Source organism: Shewanella gelidii (assembly GCF_014647855.1).
Classification (GTDB): Bacteria; Pseudomonadota; Gammaproteobacteria; order Enterobacterales; family Shewanellaceae; genus Shewanella; species Shewanella gelidii.
In genome coordinates this window covers 1-21,612 of sequence record NZ_BMPZ01000011.1, presented here as the reverse complement: position 1 = coordinate 21,612, position 21,612 = coordinate 1, and the positions used below count along the sequence as shown (strand labels likewise).

Annotated in this window: 20 protein-coding genes and 3 tRNA genes; 8 read left to right on the top strand and 15 right to left on the bottom strand. The window is 42.1% G+C overall.

The features are described from left to right. Positions 1-54 precede the first annotated feature (54 nt). A complete protein-coding gene (locus IEY18_RS15300) occupies positions 55-1,686 on the bottom strand; it encodes a hypothetical protein (protein WP_188922412.1) in 1,632 nt (543 codons plus the stop codon). 168 nt (positions 1,687-1,854) lie between these two features. Next, positions 1,855-3,540, bottom strand: coding sequence for a DUF8614 domain-containing protein (locus tag IEY18_RS15295; RefSeq protein ID WP_229779967.1), 1,686 nt, complete (start codon positions 3,538-3,540; stop codon positions 1,855-1,857). 285 nt (positions 3,541-3,825) lie between these two features. Between IEY18_RS15295 and IEY18_RS15290 the strand changes: the two genes are divergently transcribed. The 4 genes from IEY18_RS15290 (at position 3,826) to IEY18_RS15275 (ending at position 5,669) form a co-directional block, all read left to right on the top strand. Next, a tRNA-Gly gene (locus tag IEY18_RS15290) sits at positions 3,826-3,901 on the top strand. A gap of 19 nt (positions 3,902-3,920) precedes the next feature. Then, a tRNA-Cys gene (locus IEY18_RS15285) sits at positions 3,921-3,994 on the top strand. A gap of 74 nt (positions 3,995-4,068) precedes the next feature. Further along, a tRNA-Leu gene (locus IEY18_RS15280) sits at positions 4,069-4,154 on the top strand. Positions 4,155-4,475: 321 nt separating this feature from the next. Beyond that, positions 4,476-5,669, top strand: a complete 1,194-nt coding sequence (locus tag IEY18_RS15275) for an amino acid aminotransferase (RefSeq protein WP_283103748.1) — start codon at positions 4,476-4,478, stop codon at positions 5,667-5,669. A gap of 117 nt (positions 5,670-5,786) precedes the next feature. Here IEY18_RS15275 and yvcK read toward each other — a convergent pair whose 3' ends face one another. Next, the gene (gene yvcK / locus IEY18_RS15270) at positions 5,787-6,680 is read right to left on the bottom strand and encodes a uridine diphosphate-N-acetylglucosamine-binding protein YvcK (protein ID WP_188922410.1); all 894 of its coding nucleotides are present in this window, start codon (positions 6,678-6,680) and stop codon (positions 5,787-5,789) included. A gap of 149 nt (positions 6,681-6,829) precedes the next feature. Here yvcK and IEY18_RS15265 point away from each other — a divergent pair, with 149 nt between their 5' ends. Both IEY18_RS15265 and IEY18_RS15260 read left to right on the top strand, forming a co-directional pair. Further along, positions 6,830-7,645, top strand: a complete 816-nt coding sequence (locus IEY18_RS15265) for a glucosaminidase domain-containing protein (protein WP_188922408.1) — start codon at positions 6,830-6,832, stop codon at positions 7,643-7,645. Then, on the top strand, positions 7,635-8,258 hold the full coding sequence (locus tag IEY18_RS15260) for a DUF2987 domain-containing protein (protein ID WP_188922406.1): 624 nt from the start codon (positions 7,635-7,637) through the stop codon (positions 8,256-8,258). The genes IEY18_RS15265 and IEY18_RS15260 overlap by 11 nt, the downstream gene beginning before the upstream one ends. Positions 8,259-8,330: 72 nt before the next feature. On the opposite strand, the gene ttcA is transcribed toward IEY18_RS15260, so the two are convergent. The 11 genes from ttcA to ccoN all read right to left on the bottom strand — a co-directional run bounded on the left by ttcA (position 8,331) and on the right by ccoN (position 18,257). Continuing rightward, positions 8,331-9,263, bottom strand: a complete 933-nt coding sequence (gene ttcA / locus IEY18_RS15255; RefSeq protein ID WP_188922404.1) for a tRNA 2-thiocytidine(32) synthetase TtcA — start codon at positions 9,261-9,263, stop codon at positions 8,331-8,333. A gap of 81 nt (positions 9,264-9,344) precedes the next feature. Beyond that, positions 9,345-10,277 (bottom strand): universal stress protein UspE, encoded by a 933-nt coding sequence (gene uspE, locus IEY18_RS15250; protein WP_188922402.1) that lies wholly within the window; start codon positions 10,275-10,277, stop codon positions 9,345-9,347. Between the two features lie 66 nt (positions 10,278-10,343). Continuing rightward, positions 10,344-11,096: an electron transport transcriptional regulator EtrA gene (gene etrA, locus IEY18_RS15245; protein WP_188922400.1), complete on the bottom strand. Its 753-nt coding sequence runs from the start codon at positions 11,094-11,096 to the stop codon at positions 10,344-10,346. Positions 11,097-11,151: 55 nt separating this feature from the next. Then, the gene (locus tag IEY18_RS15240) at positions 11,152-11,841 is read right to left on the bottom strand and encodes a sulfite exporter TauE/SafE family protein (protein ID WP_188922398.1); all 690 of its coding nucleotides are present in this window, start codon (positions 11,839-11,841) and stop codon (positions 11,152-11,154) included. 2 nt (positions 11,842-11,843) lie between these two features. Further along, on the bottom strand, positions 11,844-12,029 hold the full coding sequence (gene ccoS, locus IEY18_RS15235) for a cbb3-type cytochrome oxidase assembly protein CcoS (protein WP_188922396.1): 186 nt from the start codon (positions 12,027-12,029) through the stop codon (positions 11,844-11,846). After that, the gene (locus IEY18_RS15230; RefSeq protein ID WP_188922394.1) at positions 12,026-14,458 is read right to left on the bottom strand and encodes a heavy metal translocating P-type ATPase; all 2,433 of its coding nucleotides are present in this window, start codon (positions 14,456-14,458) and stop codon (positions 12,026-12,028) included. The genes ccoS and IEY18_RS15230 overlap by 4 nt, the downstream gene beginning before the upstream one ends. A gap of 4 nt (positions 14,459-14,462) precedes the next feature. After that, a complete protein-coding gene (locus tag IEY18_RS15225; protein ID WP_188922392.1) occupies positions 14,463-14,942 on the bottom strand; it encodes a FixH family protein in 480 nt (159 codons plus the stop codon). Between the two features lie 110 nt (positions 14,943-15,052). After that, complete coding sequence (ccoP, locus tag IEY18_RS15220) at positions 15,053-16,021, bottom strand: cytochrome-c oxidase, cbb3-type subunit III (RefSeq protein WP_188922390.1); 969 nt, start codon at positions 16,019-16,021, stop codon at positions 15,053-15,055. After that, a complete protein-coding gene (locus IEY18_RS15215) occupies positions 16,021-16,191 on the bottom strand; it encodes a cbb3-type cytochrome oxidase subunit 3 (RefSeq protein ID WP_188922388.1) in 171 nt (56 codons plus the stop codon). The genes ccoP and IEY18_RS15215 overlap by 1 nt, the downstream gene beginning before the upstream one ends. An 11-nt stretch (positions 16,192-16,202) precedes the next feature. Next, positions 16,203-16,808 carry a cytochrome-c oxidase, cbb3-type subunit II gene (gene ccoO, locus IEY18_RS15210; RefSeq protein ID WP_188922386.1) on the bottom strand — a complete coding sequence of 202 codons (606 nt, stop codon included), beginning with the start codon at positions 16,806-16,808 and terminating at the stop codon, positions 16,203-16,205. A gap of 12 nt (positions 16,809-16,820) precedes the next feature. After that, on the bottom strand, positions 16,821-18,257 hold the full coding sequence (gene ccoN, locus IEY18_RS15205) for a cytochrome-c oxidase, cbb3-type subunit I (RefSeq protein ID WP_188922384.1): 1,437 nt from the start codon (positions 18,255-18,257) through the stop codon (positions 16,821-16,823). A 231-nt stretch (positions 18,258-18,488) separates the two neighbouring features. Between ccoN and IEY18_RS15200 the strand changes: the two genes are divergently transcribed. Further along, a complete protein-coding gene (locus IEY18_RS15200; protein ID WP_188922382.1) occupies positions 18,489-18,977 on the top strand; it encodes a hypothetical protein in 489 nt (162 codons plus the stop codon). Here the strand turns inward: IEY18_RS15200 and IEY18_RS15195 are convergent. After that, a complete protein-coding gene (locus IEY18_RS15195; protein ID WP_188922380.1) occupies positions 18,974-20,542 on the bottom strand; it encodes a DUF3369 domain-containing protein in 1,569 nt (522 codons plus the stop codon). The genes IEY18_RS15200 and IEY18_RS15195 overlap by 4 nt on opposite strands. Before the next feature lie 153 nt (positions 20,543-20,695). On the opposite strand from IEY18_RS15195, the gene IEY18_RS15190 reads away from it, so the two are divergent. Then, positions 20,696-20,944, top strand: coding sequence for a hypothetical protein (locus IEY18_RS15190; protein ID WP_188922378.1), 249 nt, complete (start codon positions 20,696-20,698; stop codon positions 20,942-20,944). Positions 20,945-21,612 lie beyond the last annotated feature (668 nt).

Below are 21,612 nucleotides of genomic sequence, written 5' to 3'. Positions count from 1 at the left end.
GACTCTCAACCAATATTATTAAAACGGTCACAAAATTTTACCAATTGGTGCTGTCTATAAATGCTTATCACCATTCGTATTGATTGCTAGTTTTGCAACCCAATATGCATGGTTTACCAATAGGTGTGTTTGCGCACTACTGAGTTCAATGACTTTGTTGTTCTCTAAAAACGTTTCGTAATGGGGGAAATTATCGAGCTTCGCATGTTTGCGGAAACGAGCTGAACTTTCGCTCATGGCAGCAACAATATCAGCTTCAGCGATTTTTGACTCCCATTCTATTGAGCGTTGGTTATAAACCCAGGTCACTGTCACTTGTTGTCCTGCTTTTACACCGTATTTGGTATTTTCTTTTGTCACTAAGTTCGATGTCACAATGAGTCCGGTACGGGCCGCGTATTCAGGATGCTGTGTATCAATGCACTGGTTAAATTGTGCTATTAGTTGCTTAAACTCTACTTCACCGTTTTCAAAGACTATGTTGTCTTCAAAAACACCAAAGCTTTCATTATCTTCTAGACCTATAAAAAGAGCTTTCAATGATTTGTTAACGTTCGTTTTGTCAATTGACTGGCCAGGTACATACTGGCACTTGGTATTTATAAAAACATAAAGTTGATCAAGGCGTCTTGCTAGCAGTGCCATAATTCCTAGATTTTCTAAATGCGCGCCATCAGAGTGTGGATGTTCTTCCGCAACGCGCTGTTGCCCTTCAGGAACCGTAATGGGGATATGATAAAACTCGGGGAAGCCAATGCTTTTTAAGCCGAGTGCATTCGTGACTTCCTGAGGCGCCGCGCCTGTGCTGGCCATGATATCGGATAGAGAAAATGCACGTTCTTGTGTCCAACCTATGAATGAACGAGGAGATGATTTTACGTGCATGGTGATCAAGTCACCCTCAACTTTTATTTTGTATGGTCCACTACAATCATAACCAAAAGATTCTATGTAACCACCGCCAAAGTAGTCATCTGATGTGAAAGTATCTTTGTCGATAAACGAAGTCCGAATACCGCTATAATACGGCGTATATTCAACGGGATATTTGTGCTTACCTATCAGCCCATCATAATTTAACAATGTTGCTCCTAGGACGAGAAACGGCGTATGTGCGCGACATAAATTAAAATCTGATGCTGTAAGATCAGGATTAGACGCTAAGATAGGGGAGAGGGTGGTTTCATTGTACGAAAAGTATTTATTTGGATGGTGAAGTCCAAATGGTGCCAAGAAAATCTTACCAATAACCTGTGCGTAGCTTTCATCACCAAAACCAGAAAAACCAGCTTTGATAAGCTTACCCAAAACGCTGGATTGAGTAACAGCTTGTTGCAGGGACCCTTGAAGAGGATATTTAATGGTGTGCCATTGAATGTCTTGCGGTTCTTGAATACAGCCAAAGAAATCGTTTAACTTTTCCTGTTTGATAAAGCAGTACGGCGTTGCAGTCCAACCTCCACCAGACACCGCTGAGATGTAGGCAACTTTATTGATAAGACCAGTCTCATGAAACGCTTTTAGCTGCCCAAGTGTACAACTTGCAGAGCGAGTACCGCCGCCGGAGAATGCGATACCGATAGACTTCTCTTTAAATTCACTCTTCAGTGTTGAATGCTCAGGAAAGTGAGCGTGTTCGAGTTTCGCCGCGCTAGGAAATGCTGTGACGATAAGGCGCTTTTTCATAACAAGGTCCTTCTGTTATTTTGGTTTTGAAGCGAGTCGGCTGGCCGTGTGGTTAGATTCTAACCGAATTTGATAAAAAGTGTGTGAATTAGGCTCGATGATAAGTATGAAAAGCAGCGATAGTTCGCTGCTTTTGGGGACTAGAGAATAGGTGTATCGTTGCTATTCTTAGATTTTAGGATAATGAGGACGAATGTCCGTTGGAATTGATGCCATTTTTTGGTTAACTAATGAAACTTCATCGGCTAAAACAGCGTAGTCCGCTAAGAACTGTTTTGCCGCATCATAGTCACCCAGCGCTTGGATCATGCAAATATCACGAACAAGTTCAGTAATTGAAGACTCTAAGCGCCTTACATTGACCGTATAACGCTGCTGTTTTTTGTCATACTCAAATGCATTCTTTTCTTTAAAGTAATTGTATTGAAATGCTGCACCAGCGCCGTGTGCTTCGTGGACACCAAAGCGCATTGAGCGAAACAAGCCAGCAAAATAGGTCACGAGCATATTGTCTCGTTCATCAGGGTTTAGCTCACCTTTATCCATCAGAAATAACATATTGTAAGCCCCCATAACATCGGCTTTGCCTTCTTCGATCTTTGAGTATGTTTCTTTGAGTTCGCTTGCAACGCTGGTTTTTATGCCTTTTTTAACAATATTCCCAGGACCTAAACCATGAGATAGTTCATGAAATAGTGTTTCATTAAAAAAGTACTTCTCCATTAGCATAGGCTGTTGGTGCTCAGCGATGATTAGCTGGGAAATAGGTTGCATGATGGCTTGATATTTTGCGTTCAAAACATTTTTTAACATCACTTTTTTACTACCTTTTACCTCACGAACATATTCATCATTGGGTAGATTAAATGCGACAGTCTGGACGCCTGGTTTATTGTCCCCGCCGCCAGCGACCTGATCAACCACGGAGATTGGTGACTCGGCACCGCGTTGCAGGTTTTTGTGCTGCTCAGGTATGGGAAGGTTTAACTCCATACCTTTCAGGTAATGTTTGTAGCGCGCCAGTTTCTTACTATCTTCAGGGTTTCGGACTGTTATAAAAGCTTCAAAAAACGTCTTGTAGCCAAAAAGTTTATCCGTATAGGTTTCATAAGGGCCAATGGCTATTTCTAAGGAACCATTGAGATCCATCCATGCCATTTCTGAATCACGATATTCGTCATTTAGAAACGCTTCTGCTCGTTTATAAAGAAATGTTTTTAGAGAGGGGTCCTGTGTTAGAGCTGCGGCTTCTCGCATTAGTGCAGCACTTTGTTGCATTTCCTTTGCGTAATATTGGCTATAAGGGATTGCTATCAGCTTATTTTGTTGACGTCTGATTACGGTGTAGCCACTTTCAAAAGCTTCTTTATCCTGCGGATGGTCGGCAATCCATTGGTTAAACTCTTCTCTGGTGAGATCTGTAGGGTATACGCCTGCACCTAGTGGTCTGACGGTGTTGCCAAAAAATGGTTTGTCGTCTTCTAGTGTATCCCATGGGCCATAATGTAGTTGGAACAAAGAGCTTAATAATTCTTGATGAGTATCCGTCGCCGCTATTTGCTTTTTAATTTGAGGGTTGAACTCATAGGTTTGCTTTAAATAAACATCATCCAAGATGTTTGCGACTTGAATGATCTTTTGTAGCACTTGGCGGTCAATCGCACTTAAACTTGATAAATCTGCAGTCATTTCAATGTCGACGAAGCGATCAAGCATATGTTGGTATTCTGCGGCTTTTTGTTCAACAGCTGATTTTTGAGTAGTTTGACTCGGTTGGTCGGCATTATCTAACGATAAAGTACAAGCCCCTAATAAAGTGATGATGGCGGTTGCAACTAGTGTACGTTTTATCATAGTCATCTCGGTTGTACGGCTGAAAGTCGAATCAATTTAAACCAAGCTCCGAGTTCTGGATAGTTATTTTTGGAAGAGGGCGACAATAATGTCTAATGGCCAATGGAGACGTTTACTCTATGAAATCTGCTACCGCATGGGTTACTGATTCAAAGGATGTGTAGATTAATCAATCAAACAAACAGCTTTTCGCTTTCATCATTTATTTCATGATTGACAGACGATTATAAACAGGTAGAATGCCAGTCCGAAGTCAAGCACTGCTAGTGATTGCTTGAATTAGATGCGACATTAGCTCAGTTGGTAGAGCGATACCTTGCCAAGGTATAGGTCATCGGTTCGAACCCGATATGTCGCTCCAATCTTTTGATTGGAACAAAGGCGCGATGGCAGAATGGCTATGCTGCGGATTGCAAATCCGTCGATCTCGGTTCGACTCCGGGTCGCGCCTCCACAAATTACAATTTGGTGAGTGTCCTCGACACAGTATTAACTACCGATAATACGTATCACCAAGTTAACGAGTTTGCCCGAGTGGTGGAATCGGTAGACACAAGGGATTTAAAATCCCTCGCTGAATAAGCGTGACGGTTCAAGTCCGTCCTCGGGTACCATTCTTCCTATGAAGAGCAAAATAGCCAGCTAAAAGCTGGCTTTTTTGTGCGTGTAAATCATAGGAACCTTGCACGAAAAACTCTATATGTTCCGATCAAATTCGATCTGTCTCTCAATTATTAGAATTGACTAGGATCATTCATAATATTTTTAAGATAACGAATAAATATCTAGTAAAAACTACTTTTTGTTGAATATTGTTCAAGCTTAAGACGAAATCAACGAGAAGAGGATAATCTTGCTATCTATCTCTGTTTTTCGGTGCTATAAAGTATTCGTTGAAGCCCCTACATACCAATCAGATCTTAGGATATTTAGTCATGATGTTTTCCCACATAGATGCAGCACCAGCCGATCCCATTCTTGGACTAACAGAAGCGTTTAAAGCGGATAAGCGCACAGATAAAGTTAATCTTGGGGTTGGTATTTATAAAGATGAGACAGGGAAAACACCAATTTTAGAATCAGTTAAGCTGGCTGAACAAAAGCTCGTCGCGCTTGAAGAAACGAAAAGTTACTTGGGTATTGAAGGTGTTGCCAAGTACAACCTTGCAGTGCAAACGCTATTATTTGGCAAGGAAAGCAGCATTATTTCACAAAAGCGAGCTGCTACAGCTCAAGCGCCCGGTGGAACAGGTGCGCTTCGGGTCGCCGCAGAATTTTTAGTCGCTCAAACGCCAAATAAAACAATTTGGGTAAGTAATCCAACTTGGGCAAACCATAACAATATATTTCAAACCGCAGGCCTTACAGTTAAGCAATATAGCTATTACGATGCAGCAAGTCATGGCTTAGATTTCGAAGCGATGGTTGCAGATCTGTCTTCAGCGAAAGCGGGCGATGTAGTGCTTCTTCATGGATGTTGCCATAACCCAACGGGTATTGACTTAAACTTAGAGCAATGGCAAGTGATTGGACAGTTGTGTTTAGAAAAGCAGTTGCTACCCTTGTTTGATTTTGCTTACCAAGGTTTTGGCGTTGGTGTTGAAGAGGATGCTCAAGGTATTCGAACAATTGCGAATATGGTACCTGAGTTGCTCGTGGCGAATTCGTTTTCTAAAAACTTCGGTTTATACAATGAACGTATCGGTGGCGTAACCTTGGTCGCAGCTGACCAACAAACGGCAACAAAGGCTTTCAGCCAAGTTAAGAAATTAATTCGTGCCAATTATTCAAACCCGCCAGCTCATGGTGCTTTGGTTGTGAGCACAATTTTAGAAGATGAAGCGCTTACAAAACTATGGTTAAGCGAGCTGACGGCAATGCGAGAACGCATTGCAACAATGCGAACTTTATTTGTCGACACTCTAAAAGCGGAAGGGGTGAAAACGGACTTCAGCTTTATTGCAGAGCAGTGTGGTATGTTTAGTTTTTCAGGGCTTAACAAAGATCAGGTCGCAAAACTTAAAGAAGAGTTTGGTGTTTACATTGTCGGATCTGGGCGTATTAGTGTTGCAGGTATGACCAAAGAAAACATGCCCGTGATCTGCAAAGCTATCGCTCAGGTGGTTTAATTTTGTTTAGCGATGTATTAAATAGTCAGTTGCTAAACTAAACACAAAACGATTTGGTACATTCAAAAAAGGGCGATATTCATATCGCCCTTTTTTCTGTTTACGCAGGTTAGCTGTCTAAATGTCCGCTATTGCTTTTATCAAAGCTTCCTTGTCATGCAATGCTGGGTTGAATTGGTTCTTCAACGCATAGCGGACAATTCTCTCATCGTCACACGAGACACTTTCGTGACAAATGATCTGATCAATTTTTTTAAGACCGATTAATTTTTCACACCAAGCAATGCGCTGCTCAAGACTAATATTCCCGGCAGGCGCCGCTTCTTGACCAATATTATCGATATAAATCAGCTTAGCATTTGAGTCTTGGATGGCCTTACCAAGTTCTGGCATCAACAAAGGTGGCATGATGCTCGTTAAAAAGCTACCAGGTCCAATGATAATTAAATCTGCATTTTTGACGACGTTTGTCGCTTCACAGGTTGCTTCAACTTCAGGCTCTAATGTCATCGATATTGGAGTTTGGCTCATGCTATCGACATTAAGTTCGCCAAAAACGCGATCGCCACAGGCACTGTGGGCAACTAGGTGTGTCGGCTCTTCAGACATAGGGATGATTTTTGACTTAATCTTGAGTAACCCACGAATGAGGTTGATCGCTTCTAATGGTCGAACGCAGAGTTGATCGAGCGCCATGAGGATCAAGTTGCCGAGGTTGTGTCCATCAAGCTCTGACTCAGCATTGAATCGGTACTCAAAGAGTAATGAACCTATCGAAGGCTTTGGAGCAAGCTGGGTTAAGCAGTTTCTTAAGTCACCCCAAGCGATACAATCTTGATCTTCTCTTAAGCGACCTGTTGAACCACCGTTGTCCGTTGTCGCAACAATGCCGGTTAAACGCGACCCTAAAAATGATAAAGAAGACAGTACACGACCTAAGCCATGACCGCCGCCAATGGCGACCACTTGCTTGTATTCTTGTTTAATCCTTTGCTTAGCGGGGTTATCCATCCTGAAAAACCTATTTAAAAACGTAAGTAACCTGTGACATTGATTGTACCTAAAAGCAAGAAGTGTGTCTTGACTGGTTTTGTGAAAAGCGCGACTTATCATATAATCCAATATTCATTTAATTGTGTATTTCGCTTAAGGACAATCGTTTGAAAACAGGTCGAATAGGTTCATTCACTTTGGCGCTAGCCACCGTTATTGTTATTACGTTAATTGTGAGGATAGGACTAATACCGTCACAGGTAAAAGCCCCGGTAGCGAGTAGTCCAATCCCGACCAATAAGGAACCGGTCAGTTTAATCCCTGATTTTGGTAGCTTTGATAAAGTTTCCGATAAAAAACGTGCGTTCTTTGATTACCTTCGGCCAGTTGTGAATGCTGAGAATCGTCGAATTGAGAATGAGCGGCGAACGCTACAAAAAGCGCTCGATGATCTGAATTCGGGTCATGAATTATCTGAAGCAGAGGTTTATCAAATTCAATTATTAATGGCTAAGTATCAATGGAAGCACAACGATATTAACACCCAGTCTCTGCACTCATTACTTGAGCGAGTGGATACCATTCCATCGTCCATGGTATTAATTCAAGCGGCGAATGAAACCGGTTGGGGAACATCTCGATTTGTCCGTGAAGGACTCAATTTCTTCGGTCAGTGGTGTTTTTCTAAGGGCTGCGGTTTAGTCCCACAATCTAGAGTTGAGGGAATGAACCACGAAGTTGCAAAATTTGATTCAGTACAAGCCTCTGTCGCATCATATATGCGTAACATTAACACCAATGCGGCGTATAGCTTATTACGGTCCATTCGCACTGATTTGAGAAGCCAAGATAAGGAACCAACGGCGGAGCAATTAATTTACGGACTTATTAACTACTCTGAGCGTAAGGAAGCCTACATCGATGAGTTATTAGAAATGCTGTATCACAATCAAAAATATTTGGTGGTTACTCATGCGCAATAAATTATTGTTCGCGCTGCTACTGTCTTTCTCTGCTAGTTCCGTCGCAGAAACGGTTTCTCTTGAGTACAAGGGCTTCTTTGACCGTATGAAAGTACTGAAAAAAGGTGAGTATCACCTTGTTGATCTTGCGTTTACCGTACCGAATACCCATGAGTGTACTGTTCAATCGGGCAGTATTACCACGGAGAACAAAGATTACGCGCTCTCTATATCTCCCCATCAGCGACTTTATTTACCCTTTGATGAAGAATTGAAACGAGATAGGGCGTTAGTGAATCTCAATATGCTTGGCTCTGCGCAAGGTTGCGGGATTGGAATGCAGGTTAGAGCAAAACTTATTCACCAGCAATACAATGCGAAACAAGTTACAGCATTAATGGATGAGATGGATGATATTTTAGACGCACTCCAAGGCTTTCCATTAAAGTACTTTCGTGATCCGATAGATGGTGTCACATTTGATTTTGGTCAGCAAACTGATATCCATGTGATTGTTGACGGTAAGAAAGTTGTTGTAAAGCAACGCTATCAATTGAATCGAGATACACTGGCTAAGATTGGCAAAATCCAATTTAGTGCCAAACCAGTTTCAGTGAGTCCACTGGTTCTGTAAGTTGTGTGACTTATAAAAAAGCCCACGTGATGTGGGCTTTTTTATGTGAAATAGCTGATACATTGAATAGCGCTATGGCTTGTATACGTTCACGACTTCAATTTGGTGAGCTTTATCTAAATTGATGTGACCATTATTGCTGATGTCGACAAAGTCAAATGCTGGTAAATCCGCTTCAGCGACTTGGCCTGTTTGAGGTGCATTCGCATCTCGATTTAAAGAGACAAAATCAAATTGCTCTCGGTCGACACCTTGAGAAGGGGCGGTATTTTGCATCGCAGTAAATATCGTTTCTATTCTACCCGGATGGTCTTTATCCCAAGTTTTAAGCATCTCTTTAATTTCAGCGCGCTTTAAGTTCTCTTGAGAGCCACAAAGGTTGCAAGGGATGATAGGGAAAGACTTAAGTTCGGCATACTCAGCGATGTCTTTTTCACGTGCATATGCAAGCGGACGAATGACCATGTTCGCGCCATCATCAGACAATAGCTTTGGTGGCATTGCTTTCAATTTTCCACCATAAAACATATTCAAAAACATGGTTTCAACAATGTCATCTCTATGGTGACCCAGTGCGATTTTTGTTGCACCAATATGCTGTGCAAAACCATACAAAGTTCCCCGTCGCAACCTGGAACATAAGGAACAGGTGGTTTTACCTTCGGGTATTTTTTCCTTAACGATAGAGTACGTGTCTTTTTCGAGGATATGGTAAGCAATGCCAAGGCTGTCCAGATACGCTGGTAAAATATCTTCAGGAAATCCAGGTTGCTTTTGGTCGAGGTTGACGGCGACCAATTCAAATTCAATTGGTGCACGTTGTTGCAGGTTAAGAAGGATATCAAGCATCGCATAACTGTCTTTACCACCGGAGAGGCAACACATTACCCGATCGCCTTGCTCAATCATATTGTAGTCAGCAATTGCACTGCCCATTTCGCGACGTAAGCGTTTTTGAAGCTTGTTTAGACGAGTAAGTTGTTTTTTTGATAATTCTTCAGACATTAAAAAGCGCCCAGTAACCTAGAGTTTCAGGGCGCGTATTATTCCAGCTAAAATCGGTCGGGTAAAGTCGTTTAATCGACTTTATTCTTCCGCTAGTGGAGAGATATAACCTTCAGGCTTAATTGCAAGTAAATCACAATTAATACTATCAATAACATGTTCAGCAGTGTTGCCAATTAATGCTGCCGATATTCCGGTACGCCCAACTGTCCCAAGGATCACTAGCTCGGCATCGATCTCTGCAGCAACTTCAGGGATTACATCTTCAGGCAGTCCTTCACTGACATGAGTGTTGTCTGATTTGATACCAAACTCATTGGCAAGTGAACTTACCCGTTGCTCATGTTGCATTCGGATCGTTTCGTTATAACTATGTGCGTCGAAATCGGGTAACTCAATCGCCAAATTAACCGGTGTACCCGGGAATCCATTAACAAGATGGACATCGGCAGAAAACTTATCCGCAAGTTCTTTTGCGTGTTTGATGATCAATCCGTTTAAGGATTGATGTGCTTCATCTTCACAAGAAACGTTAACCGCGCAAAGAATTTTACCATTTACTGGCCAGTCATGCTCTTTGACCATTAATACCGGCACAGGCGCTTTACGGAGTAGGTGCCAGTCAGTTGGAGTAAAGATGACCGCCTTGAGCTTGTCATGTTCATGTGTCCCTTTGACGATTAGGTCATAGTTCCCGTCAATTGCATGATGAATGATGCTTTCAAAAGGGCGATTGTGCCATATGACTTCTGAGTTCATCTGAATATCAAGCTCAGAGTACTGGCCAATGAGATCGTCGAGCCATGCTTTTCTTTGCTCGATGACACCTTGACGCATGGCTTCTCGCTCTTGACTCGACAAGATGGAAGTCATTTCATAGGAAAAATCGAATATGGAGAGAAATACGGTTAGTTGCGCTTGGTTTTTTTGAGCAAGTTCTACCGCTCTAGCGAGTGCATTTTGCTTTTCTGATGTGGGGTCTACAACAACAAGTAACTTCTGATATTCCTTCATAACTTGTTCCTTATGATGTGTATATTAAGAGCTTGGTACCACAATAAAACCCAAGCTCATTATTCTTTATCTGGCTATTCTGGCATTTCCGGCAAGTTGATTTAACGCTTCAAAGTCTACGATAGTAATATACTTGCCTTTGACTTCAATAAGTTCTGCTTTTTGAAATCGACCGAGTAATCGGCTGATGGTTTCGACGGTCAAACCCAAATAGTTGCCAATATCACCACGAGTCATGGTCAGGCGAAACTCTTTTGGAGAAAATCCGCGACTGCCAAACCGACTTGCTAGATTACTAATGAATGCGGCAAGGCGCTCTTCGGCATTTTTTTTACTCAGCAATAAAATCATTTCCTGATCGGTCATAATCTCATTACTCATTAAACGCATAATTTGTTGACGAAGTTTTGGCATTTCCCCAGATAACTCATCCAAGGTTGTGTAGGGAATTTCACATACCATTGATGTTTCTAACGCTTGGGCAAAGCTTTGATGGGTTTGCGCATGAATGCCATCAAAACCGATAACATCACCAGCTAAATGAAAGCCTGTTATCTGCTCATCGCCTTGTTCAGTGATGGTGTAGCTCTTAATGGTTCCAGAGCGAATTGCAAAGAGTGATTTAAGAGAATCTCCAGATTTGAAAACTTGCTCACCTTTTTGAATTGGTTTTTTTCTTTCTATGATTTCATCAAGTTGGTCAAGTTCGTTATTGGTAAGCGTAAAAGGAATACATAAACTTGCCATACTGCAGTCATGACAATGAATTGCACATCCGTTTGCAGCTGGGCGACGATTCTTACTGTGGTCTACTGTCATACCTAATCTCAAATATGTTTATCACTTATATGTTAAACCAATTAACAAGAGCGAGCTAGCTTATCTGGGAAACAGCGATGTATAAAGTTTGTAAACCGAACCCAATTAACAAAATTCCACTAATTATTCTAAAAGTTCTTTTTTGCACCCAAGTTGCTAATTTTTCAGCCGCGATGCCGGCACTTAACAATGCGGGCAGGGTACCTAACCCAAAAGCGAACATGATTTTAGCCCCTTCTATTGCCGAACCAGAAGCCACTGACCAAGTCAAAGTACTATACACAAGGCCGCAGGGTAACCAGCCCCAGATGATGCCGGCAATAAAGGATTGAAATTTGGTCTGAATAGGAACCAGCTTACTCGCTAAAGGTTTTAGCAAATGCCATATGCCTTGCCCAAGTTTTTCAATATGAACCATGCCAAACCAGAGTTGTGCTATATACAACCCTGTTGCGATCATCATTACCCCAGCAAATATTCGCAGCGCAATCAAATATATGTCTATATCAAATAAAACACCGAGTGCTGCTGCAGAACCACCGACCAAAGCACCTGCTATTGAGTAACTAAGAATACGGCCAAAATTGTATGCCAGAAGGTAACCAATTTGGTTGGCTAAACGATTTCCTGGTTGCTTCGGTAAATTCGCTGAAAAAGCACCAACCAGACCACCACACATGCCAAAGCAATGTGCTGCCCCCATGATGCCGACTAAGAAGGCGCCGGGCACACCATACTCGATCATGATTATTCCACTTTATCTGGTGAAGGCTTGGTTTGTTGAGGCTGCTGAATATCATCATCAAATAGAATCGACACACTTTGACGTTCCAGATCATCAAATTGATCTGATTTTACGGCCCAGAAAAAAATGCCCACGGCAACAAGTACAAAAAGCATGGCGATAGGTATTAACACATAAATTATGCTCATACACGGATCCTAAGAATTCTAAGACTATTACTAACGACTATCAGTGAACTGGCTGACATACCAATTGCTGCTATATATGGGACAACGTAGCCACTAACAGCCAATGGCAGTATAAACAGGTTGTAACCAAGTGCCCAAACTAAATTCTGTTTAATTATCTGGGTTGTTTTTTTTGCCACTGCGACAGCATGGTTGAATCGCAGTAGATGGTCACCGAGAAGGATGAGATCGGCACTATTTTTGGCAATCGCAGTACCGCTTCCCATCGCGACAGAAAGATCTGCGCCAGCAAGAACAGGCGCATCATTTATACCATCGCCAAACATAACGACCTGATCGCCACTTTTTTGTAACCGGTTAATTAATTTAAGCTTTCCGGCCGGTGTCAGCTCGGCATAGACGTTTTTAATCCCGACCGAGTTTGCTATTTGCTTGACTGCTTGCTGAGCATCGCCGCTTGCGATACTGACCTTAAAACCAGATTTGTGAAGCGATGACACTGTTTGTTTGGCGTCAAGGCGTATCGCGTCTTCAAAAATCACTCGGCCAATCACTTTAAAAGCTTTACTCGATTTAATATCGACACTTTGTTGCGCATCGCAAGATTCAGCAAGATAAATGCATTGTTGTTGTGTTGGCTCATTATCGTAATGACAAAATTGCGCATTTCCAATGCGATAGACCTTGCTGTTGATATTTGCTTCAATGCCACGACCCACCACATGGTTGCTGTTTGTTACTTTTAAAGTCGATTCATCATATTGCTTAAAAACTTGTGCGATTGGATGTTGTGACTCCCGTTCTAATGCCGCACACAGAGTTAATAATTCATTTTGGGACAGGTTTGCCATACTGTCGACTTGCCGAATTTTTAACTCGCCCTGGGTCAGGGTTCCGGTTTTATCAAACACCACATGATTAATCATGGGCAGTTTTTCAAACACACCGGCCTTTCGCGTAATTACACCTATTTTGGTAAATATTGCTGTCGCGCAAGTCACTGCTGTCGGAGTCGCTAGTGCGAGAGCACAAGGACAAGTGGCGACTAAAACTGATAAGGTTATCCAAAATGCATCATCAGCCGATTTCCACAGCCAAAAACTATAAGTTAATGCCGCAATGGTCAAAATTGTACCCGTAAAATATCGTGCAAGTCGGTCTGCAATTAGGGATATTTTGGGTTTGGTATTTGCCGCGAGTTCTTGTAATCGAATGATTTCCGATACGAGCTGGTCTTTACCAAGTGCACTGACTCTAACGCGAATCGGCTGCTCTACATTAATTGTTCCCGCATAGACCGTTGCCTGAACCGTTTTAATCACGGGCATTTGCTCACCCGTTAGCATGGACTCATTAAATGAAGATTTCCCCTCAATAATTAGCCCATCGGCTGGAACTACTTCGCCCGGTTTTACAATCACGACGTCATCAAGCTTTAACTTTTTTGCCGGGATCTCTTCGGTGACGTCTTTGGTGACAAGGTGAGCTGTTAGCGGGATTAATTTGTGTAAGTTACTGGAGCTAACAGAAGCTTTTTGCTTGGCGTTTTGTTCAAAGTATCGACCAAGCAATAGAAAAAACGTAAACATGGATACCGATTCAAAATAGACCTCTCCATTGCCGTTTATGGTAGCCATACAACTCGCACTAAATGCTGCGATAATCGCGATAGACACCGAGACATCCATGTTTAAGCGGCCGCTCAATAGCGCTCGAATCGCACTAAAATAGAAGGGCACAGCACTATATAGCACCACTGGTGCTGCAAACATCATGCTAACCCAGCGGAAGTAATCGCGGTATTGCAACTCCAAATCAGTGAAGTAACCGGCGTAGAGCGCAAGCGCAAACATCATGACTTGCATGGTGGCAAAGCCTGCAAGTCCTAAGCGCAATAGAAATACACGACTGCTTTTTTTTGATTGAATTTCTTGTTCATCAACTTGGTAAGGAGCTGCTTGATATCCAATCTGACTAATTTGGTTAAGAATTTGGCTTAAAGGAACGGCCTCGCTTGACCATTGAATGAACGCACGTTGCGTTGTGGAGTTCACGTTGATCGAATGAACTCCAGGTATTTGACCAATTTTATGCTCGATAAGCCATGAGCAAGCTGCGCAAGTGATGCCGTCAATTGATAAAGACGTTTCATCTAAGCTGCCATATTTGTGAACAAAATCTTGTTGAACCTCAGGTAAATCGTAGGCACTAAAACTTGAAAGCTCTTCGGGAACCAGCGCGTTTTGCTTTGACCCAGGTTCAGTTCGATATTTGTAGTAGTTATTTAAGCCGGCATCAACAATCGCTTGAGAGACGGCTTGACATCCAGGGCAGCACATTGGTTGCTCGATATCATTAATACAAGTATGTAGGTGGATGCCCGCCGGCACGGGCTCATTGCAATGGTAGCAAGAAAGCTTAGAAGTCATGTTTTTAGTTCAACCAGTAATCTTGTCCTTGTACTACAGTGATGCGTTTATGCAAGCGCCATTTGTTATCGTAGCTTTCAAGTCGAACTTCCCAATCTCCTTTGAGAGGTTGCTCCAATGCAACGTTATATACACGTTTGGCATCAGCTGTTGCTAACGTTTGAAAGTCTTTGTCTGCCAAGGTTGGATGGTAAAAGCGAACGTTCAAACCGGCCAAGTAATCTGGACCGCCATGTTGTTCAATTGTGATTTTCTGATCAGAGAATTTAACTAAAAAAGCCATGCCAATTTGTTTCGCATAATTAACTTTCGCTAAATCCTTATTAATTTTTTTGCCGTCTTTATAATACTCTTCAGCTACCAGCGAATCGGAGTTATCAAGAGCGATTTTTAGTGTGGTTAAACTTGCCACAACGGCGCAAAGAGGGAGAATAATTAAGAACCAAGGCCAAAATTGCTTGTACCAGGATTTCTGTTCACTCATCGAAAGGTGTCCTTGTAGAAATGTAGTGTTATTTTACAGGTAAATTAAGGGTTTAGCACCTAAAAAAAAGGCCTCGAATGCATCGAGGCCTTTTGATTAACCATGTTTAATTACTTGTTTGATAAGGAATAAACATAAGCAGAAATTACATGGACTTTTTCTTCGCCCAGTACTTCTTTCCAAGCTGGCATGACACCGGTTCGACCTTGCAGGATTGTTTGTTCAATAGAACCACGGCTAGCGCCGTACAACCAAGCATTGTCGGTTAGGTTAGGTGCGCCTAATAGCTTATTACCTGTACCATCCATACCGTGACAAGCGAAGCAGCCTTTCATGTAAGAACCTTGTCCTTGTGCGGCAAGGGCTGCATCGTGTTCGCGACCGGACAGCTTGAATACATACTCGGCTAAGCCTTTCGCTTCACTGTCTTCGATTGGTAATCCGCCTTTTGGAGGCATCATTCCTCGGCGACCATTCATGATGGATGTTTTAATTGTTTCGAGCTCACCACCATATAACCAAGCATTGTCAGTTAAGTCTGGGAAGCCAACACTACCACGGGCATCTGAACCGTGGCACTGTGCACAGTTTTGTAAAAACAAGCGGCCACCAACTTTCATGGCATCTTCGTTTTTAACTAACTCTGCTAGCGGTGTTTCAGCATAGGCTTTAAAAATATGGCCATACTGATCATCTGCAGCTTTGACTTCTTGGTCATATTGAACCCAGCGACCTTCTTTGTTCGCGAGTTCAACAGCGGCTTTAGAATCTTCTTTAATTCCCTTTTCGTAACCAATAACTTGGTTAGCACTGGTCCATTCAAAGACGCCTTTGAAGTTACCAAGGCCAGGGTAAAGAATTAGATATACCACACCAAATACGATAGTAATGTAGAACATGTAACTCCACCACTTAGGCAGTGGGTTGTTCAGCTCTTCAATACCGTCAAAGGTGTGACCCATTGACTCACCTTCTTCTACATCCGTAGTGTTTTTAGAACAGATACGAAGTAGAACGAAACATCCTACGATTACCAATATAGTCAATACGGTAATCCAAATACTCCAGAAGCTACTCATCAATTATGCTCTCCTGAATCCTTATTTTTTATTTCCTCATCGGAAAATATAAGGTTAGCTGCTTCATCAAATTGCTTTTGACGTCGCGAACTATATGCCCAAGCAAATATACCGACGAACGTTAGCATTACGATGATTGTAATAATGCCTTGTGCTGTTCCGTAATCCATAATTTGCCTCCTTACTTCAATGCGTGTCCTAAAGACTGCAAGTAAGCGATAATCGCTTCCATCTCAGTTTTACCTTTTACAGCTTTCTGAGCTCCTGCAATTTCTTCATCAGAGTAGGGCACACCAAATCCACGAAATACTTCCATCTTTTTGGCTGTTAACTCACCATCAAGGGTAGCGTCAGCAAGCCATTTAAATGAAGGCATATTGGATTGTGGAACCACAGCACGCGGGTCAAGTAAGTGAACTTCGTGCCACTTATCACTGTAACGTCCACCAACACGCGCCAAATCAGGTCCAGTACGCTTTGAGCCCCATAGGAACGGATGCTCCCACACGTGCTCACCAGCTACTGAATAGTGACCGTAACGCTCAGTTTCTGCGCGTAATGGTCTAATCATTTGGCTATGGCAGTTATTACAGCCTTCGCGGATATAAATATCACGACCTTCTAACTCGAGTGCCGTATAAGGACGTAGGTCGGTGACGGGCTCTGTTGTGTCCTTTTGGAACAACAGTGGTGTAATTTGTACCAAGCCACCAATACTAATCGCGATGACGGTTAAGATCCCCATCAAGCCGATGTTTTTTTCGACTATCTCATGATTAAATTTCATCGAATCGGCTCCTTAAGCAGGGGTTGCATCAGCAACTGCAGTGAGTGAATCTTTGGGTGCTTTCACTGTTTTGTATACGTTGTACGCCATCAACAGCATACCGGCTACAAAGAACAAACCACCAACAAAGCGTACAAAATAGAACGGGTAAGAGGCTTCTAGACTTTCAACAAAGCTATAAGTCAAAGTACCGTCAGAGTTTACCGCTCTCCACATCAGGCCTTGCATAACACCTGAAATCCACATCGAGACGATGTACAACACTGTACCTATCGTAGCTAACCAGAAATGAACATTGACCAAATTATTACTATACATACGGCCATGACCATAAAGGGCAGGGATTAAGTGATATAGCGAACCAATTGACACCATAGCAACCCAGCCTAATGCGCCAGAATGTACGTGTCCAACAGTCCAGTCAGTGTAATGCGATAAAGCATTTACCGTCTTAATTGCCATCATTGGACCTTCAAAGGTAGACATACCATAGAAAGATAATGAAACAACAAGGAAACGTAGTACTGGATCGGTTCTTAATTTATGCCAAGCGCCGGACAAGGTCATAATCCCGTTAATCATACCGCCCCAAGAAGGTGCGAATAAGATCAATGACATCACCATACCTAGCGACTGTGTCCAGTCAGGTAGCGCCGTATAATGTAAATGGTGAGGACCCGCCCAAATGTAAAGTGCGATTAAAGCCCAGAAATGCACAATAGATAGACGATATGAATAAACTGGACGACCGGCTTGTTTGGGTACGAAGTAATACATCATACCTAGGAAGCCCGCTGTAAGTAGGAAACCAACAGCATTATGGCCGTACCACCATTGAACCATTGCATCGACTGCGCCACTGTATAAGGAATAGGACTTCCACATACTGACTGGCACCGCCATTGAATTCACAATGTGTAGCACTGCAACCGTTATAATAAAGGCACCAAAGAACCAGTTGGCTACATAGATGTGAGATGTTTTACGTTTCACAATCGTGCCGAAGAAAACGACGGCATAGGCAACCCAAACGATGGTAATTAGGATATCAATCGGCCATTCAAGCTCCGCATACTCTTTACTACTAGTGAGACCTAGCGGCAAAGTGATAACGGCAGAAAGAATGATTGCTTGCCATCCCCAAAACGTGAATGCAGCCAATTTAGGTGCAAACAAGCGGGTTTGACAGGTTCGTTGAACGATATAATAGGATGTTGCGAAAAGTGCTGATGTGCCAAACGCGAAAATTACAGCGTTGGTATGTAATGGTCGTAAACGACTAAAGGTTAACCAAGGTGTTTCGAAGTTTAGCGCTGGCCAGATTAACTGAGCCGCAATTAAAACACCGACTGTCATACCAATAATGCCCCACAAAACTGTAGTTAGAGCGAATTGGCGAACAACGGTGTAATTGTAATCAGCGCCTGTAGGCTGGGAATGGTTCATCATATTGCTTCCACTGCTTATTACTTTTACTTGTAGTTTTAGTAAAGAAATTCTTTACCTGTTATGAAAGACACAAAAACAAGGCTTTCCCTACGAGAGCTACGCTTTTGTGTCAATAGCGCGACCTCAACATTTTGTAATAAAAGCGAGGTGATGCAATGATACTTGAGCTAAGTCAAAAAAGATACTAAAGACGTGAAGGTGATATTGATCCAGATCAATTGGAATCATAGAATGTTAACACTTTGGTTCGTCAGGTTAATTATTGTGCAATATTTTAAGCTCACTTTCTTTTCGTTCATTGTGCTTGCCTGCTCATGTCTTGTTGCTTGTTCAGATGAACATAAAGAAGTCGTACAACCTGCTGTTATAGATACAAGTTTATGTGACTTTAAAAGCGGCGCTTGTGTTGGAGTGAAGCAAGATTTGTCCCTTGAACTTACCATCGACCCAATAAATACACCGAGCGAAAAGCCGTTAAGCATTCAACTGAGTTCAAACAAAACGATCAAATTGATATCAAGTCGTGTTGAGGGGCGAGACATGTTTATGGGTGTTATTCCACTAAAGTTGAATGAAACCTCTAAAAATAACTATCAGGGAACTTTAGTTTATGGCTCGTGTAGCAGTGGCTATATGGTTTGGCGCCTCTTTATAGAGTTTGAATATAATGGCCAACGCCAAACCATGTTTTATGATTTTCTTGCGGATAACGATAGCTAGCTTGGATCAAGCCAGCTTTGTTTTATTTGTAAAAATACCTCTATATTTTCTAGAAATATTTTGATTAATCTTGGGTCAAAATGGCTTCCTGAACAGGCATCCATTTCTTCTATGACTTTGTCTATTGGCCATGCTTCTTTATAACAACGTTTGTGCGAAAGCGCGTCAAATACATCGGCAATTGCAACGATTCGAGCAAACACGTGAATCTCTTCTCCTTGAATACCGTTAGGGTAACCGGAACCATCAAACTTTTCATGATGCTGTAGCGCGATGATTGCAGATGCATCAAGCAAAGGGCGCCCGGTATCTGCGAGTATTTGATAACCTGCATTTGGATGTTGGCGCATGACCTCCCATTCCTCAGAATCCAATTTCCCCGGTTTTAAAAGAATAGCATCGGGTGTCGCAATTTTACCGATATCATGCATTGGCGCTGCGCGCTTGAGTAATTCGGCTTCCTCAATTGGTAAGCCACTCAAAATGCCCAACTGATGACAATATTCAGCCATCCGTCGAACATGATGTGCTGTTTCTTTAGAGCGACTTTCAACTACATCACCTAGCTTTAGTATGAGCTCGGATTGTGTGTCTTCTATTTCCTGATTTAGAAGTAGGTTTTCGAAAGCAACACCAACATTTATTGAGAAAATGTCGATAAGTTGTTTATCGAGCGGGCTAATGTCCTTTACGCCATCGATGTAGAGCAGATTCACCCAGCTACTATTTGTTGGGAAGTAGCCAACAAAGACGTCTTCTTGGTATAAGCACTGCTGCGCATGAATCGCTTGTTGTAAAAGCGCGATGATATCTTCGGGTATGGTTTGATTGACATGATGCCCAAACTTACCCGTAGCCGCGAGTACTTGTATCGAATCTGAATCAATTCGCTCACTCATAACATCTAAGGCGTTATAACTGACTAACATCGTTTCTTGGTCGATATTGAGTAAACTAGCGACTTGGGCCAGAAGACCATCTGCGAACTGTTGCAAATTACGCAATTCAAATAAACCAGAAGTCGCTTTAAGCACTCTTTCTAAACCATGCCTATGCTTCACTTGAATTTGGCGGGATTTTTCAATTTCCATAATGTCGCGATAAGAGCGAAGGGCAGAGTACACACTGGTTACCAGTTTTCTAGAGTCTAACTCTGCTTTGGATTTGTAATCATTGATGTCGTAATTAACGATGACATTTTCTTCTGGCGCTTGACCAGGCTGTCCAGTCCGTAAAATTAGACGAATAACATGGTTATGGTTTTCTTCTCGGATCCACTTAATTAACTCAAGACCGGCATGGTCGCTTTCCATGACCACATCAACAAAAGCGACAGCGATATCACTTTCTTTTTCTAAGATTTCTCTTGCTTGTTCACCACTATAGGCATTGATGAATTCTAAAGACCTGTTATCGAGCTTAAATCGAGATAAGGCAAGCTTAGTAACCGTATGAACGTCCGGTTCATCATCAACTATCAGTACTTTCCATGCAGGTTCAGTTTCAATTGCTTTAGATTTATTGCCAGAAAACAGAGGACTTTTTTTAGCCATATCAATGAGCATTGGTTCTCCCCGTAATCGAACTTTTTCGCCATTTTTAGTGTAGCTCAACAAATAGAGATAGGTATAAGAAAAGCAAAAACAATTTACTATTTACAATCGACACTAACTAAATGATAATCATTCTCATTTTTGCCGTAAGTGTAGAATAAGACAATGGAAGAAAGAATCGAAATTTCAGTATCAAAAGAAAAGCTAGCAGAATTAATCACTGAGCAGCACTTGTGTGCAGCAGACATTACGCCACTCAATGCTTTAGCAAAAAAACAGATCTGGCAAATGTGCCTTCAGGGTTGCAAAAAAGCACTAAGCTGTCCGCAAGTCAGATATGTACTTAATGGAATGGTCGTAGAGGAAGAAAAAATTATTACGATTCAACAATGCAAAGACAAAAGGAAGTTTTAAAGGATTTACTCACAGATAGAAGTTAATTTTAGAAACGTTGAACATCACGAGAAGCAATGATTTGTTCTAAACCGGCTGTTCGCCGTCAGATTTTCCTTGCTTAAACACTTCGCACAAAGTGCACTAGAGATAAGTTGTTTATAACGCAATTCCCATGACTTATTTTAAAATCTATAGATAATCACCGGTAAAAAAATTTAGATTTCACACAGCGCCGCCAAATTTGCGACTTTGTGATGCACGGACATATGATATAGCATATCAGCACCGCGAGTTAAGCAGCATTACAGCACAAGCGTTTATCGAAACCTGATCAAATAGACACGCGATGTGTGGCACAGTCTCGTGAGGCAACCAAATGCCTAGGGTTTTGGGGACAGTACAAACTGCGGCACATAGGAAGTGTTAATTCTGCAAAGCCGTTTCTATTAAATCGGGTTTACAATAACAACGTTAAGCTATGTTGCAGATGCGAAGCCTGAGCGCAGGAGAAGCAACACAGCAAGGCAAAAACCGTTATAGGCATCCACACTCCTCCATACCCACATAACTGCGCACAATGAAGATGCGATTATGTATCTAAGCCAATCGGTAGAATAAAGGTGACCGGTTGGCTTTTTTGCATAATCTCTGTTGTGCGAAGTTTCAACAACAACCCTTGTGCGCTG

Excerpts from the sequence above, each read along its gene's own strand:
- IEY18_RS15300 (WP_188922412.1), bottom strand. The coding sequence starts at position 1,686 with ATGAAAAAGCGCCTTATCGTCACAGCATTTCCTAGCGCGGCGAAACTC.
- IEY18_RS15295 (WP_229779967.1), bottom strand. The coding sequence starts at position 3,540 with ATGATAAAACGTACACTAGTTGCAACCGCCATCATCACTTTATTAGGG.
- IEY18_RS15275 (WP_283103748.1), top strand. The coding sequence starts at position 4,476 with ATGATGTTTTCCCACATAGATGCAGCACCAGCCGATCCCATTCTTGGA.
- yvcK (WP_188922410.1), bottom strand. The coding sequence starts at position 6,680 with ATGGATAACCCCGCTAAGCAAAGGATTAAACAAGAATACAAGCAAGTG.
- IEY18_RS15260 (WP_188922406.1), top strand. The coding sequence starts at position 7,635 with ATGCGCAATAAATTATTGTTCGCGCTGCTACTGTCTTTCTCTGCTAGT.
- ttcA (WP_188922404.1), bottom strand. The coding sequence starts at position 9,263 with ATGTCTGAAGAATTATCAAAAAAACAACTTACTCGTCTAAACAAGCTT.
- uspE (WP_188922402.1), bottom strand. The coding sequence starts at position 10,277 with ATGAAGGAATATCAGAAGTTACTTGTTGTTGTAGACCCCACATCAGAA.
- etrA (WP_188922400.1), bottom strand. The coding sequence starts at position 11,096 with ATGACAGTAGACCACAGTAAGAATCGTCGCCCAGCTGCAAACGGATGT.
- IEY18_RS15240 (WP_188922398.1), bottom strand. The coding sequence starts at position 11,841 with ATGATCGAGTATGGTGTGCCCGGCGCCTTCTTAGTCGGCATCATGGGG.
- ccoS (WP_188922396.1), bottom strand. The coding sequence starts at position 12,029 with ATGAGCATAATTTATGTGTTAATACCTATCGCCATGCTTTTTGTACTT.
- IEY18_RS15230 (WP_188922394.1), bottom strand. The coding sequence starts at position 14,458 with ATGACTTCTAAGCTTTCTTGCTACCATTGCAATGAGCCCGTGCCGGCG.
- IEY18_RS15225 (WP_188922392.1), bottom strand. The coding sequence starts at position 14,942 with ATGAGTGAACAGAAATCCTGGTACAAGCAATTTTGGCCTTGGTTCTTA.
- ccoP (WP_188922390.1), bottom strand. The coding sequence starts at position 16,021 with ATGAGTAGCTTCTGGAGTATTTGGATTACCGTATTGACTATATTGGTA.
- IEY18_RS15215 (WP_188922388.1), bottom strand. The coding sequence starts at position 16,191 with ATGGATTACGGAACAGCACAAGGCATTATTACAATCATCGTAATGCTA.
- ccoO (WP_188922386.1), bottom strand. The coding sequence starts at position 16,808 with ATGAAATTTAATCATGAGATAGTCGAAAAAAACATCGGCTTGATGGGG.
- ccoN (WP_188922384.1), bottom strand. The coding sequence starts at position 18,257 with ATGATGAACCATTCCCAGCCTACAGGCGCTGATTACAATTACACCGTT.
- IEY18_RS15200 (WP_188922382.1), top strand. The coding sequence starts at position 18,489 with ATGTTAACACTTTGGTTCGTCAGGTTAATTATTGTGCAATATTTTAAG.
- IEY18_RS15195 (WP_188922380.1), bottom strand. The coding sequence starts at position 20,542 with ATGCTCATTGATATGGCTAAAAAAAGTCCTCTGTTTTCTGGCAATAAA.
- IEY18_RS15190 (WP_188922378.1), top strand. The coding sequence starts at position 20,696 with ATGGAAGAAAGAATCGAAATTTCAGTATCAAAAGAAAAGCTAGCAGAA.